The sequence below is a fragment of the Sulfobacillus harzensis genome (assembly GCF_012933365.1).
Taxonomy (GTDB): domain Bacteria; phylum Bacillota; class Sulfobacillia; order Sulfobacillales; family Sulfobacillaceae; genus Sulfobacillus_B; species Sulfobacillus_B harzensis.
Window position 1 is genome coordinate 1 of sequence record NZ_JABBVZ010000317.1, and the last position, 671, is coordinate 671.

Annotated in this window: 1 protein-coding gene; it reads right to left on the reverse strand. The window is 61.8% G+C overall.

The genetic code is table 11. From position 1 onward, the window contains the following. Window positions 1-671: spore germination protein (locus HIJ39_RS23270; RefSeq protein ID WP_207711900.1), on the reverse strand; the 671-nt coding region annotated here is incomplete at both ends.

Here is a 671-nt window from a genome sequence, read left to right on the forward strand (position 1 = left end):
CTCACAAAGCCGGCTTTCACGACGGCTGTGCCGACCACGATGGCGCCGACGGTGCCGATGGTGGTGGCGAGCGGTTTGGGCAAGCGTAACGCGGCCTCCCGGAGGATTTCGATGATTAGCACCATGACCAACACCTCCACGATGGGCGTAAACGGCAACCCGGTATGGCTGCCCGCCGTGAGGATGACGAGGGGCGGTGGGACCAAGTCCGGATTCACCTCCGTGAGGGCAATGTAGACGGCGGGCAAATAGAGGCCGAATCCCCAAGCGATCCAGCGAATCCCGCGGATGAACGTGGCGTTATACCAGGGCGTGGTGTAATCCTCCGAGGTGCGATAAAAGTCACATAAGGTTGTCGGCACCCATAACACAAAGGGGTCGCCGTCGACCAAGACGGCCACCTTGCCTTGGATGAGCTGCCAGACCACCAGGTCGACGCGCTCCGAGTTGCGCACCGTCGGCATGATCGTGCCCGGATGGTCCCGCAAGTAGCTGGCGACCATGGTCGCATTGACCACGGTATCCGTCCGAATGCGGGTGAGTCGATCAGAGACGGCTTGACGCACTTCGGGATTGACCACATCCCGGAGGTAAGCCATCGCTACGGCCACGGGATAGCGCGTGCCGAGGCTCAGTTGTTCGAAGACCAGGTGGGGCGTGGCCAGACGATG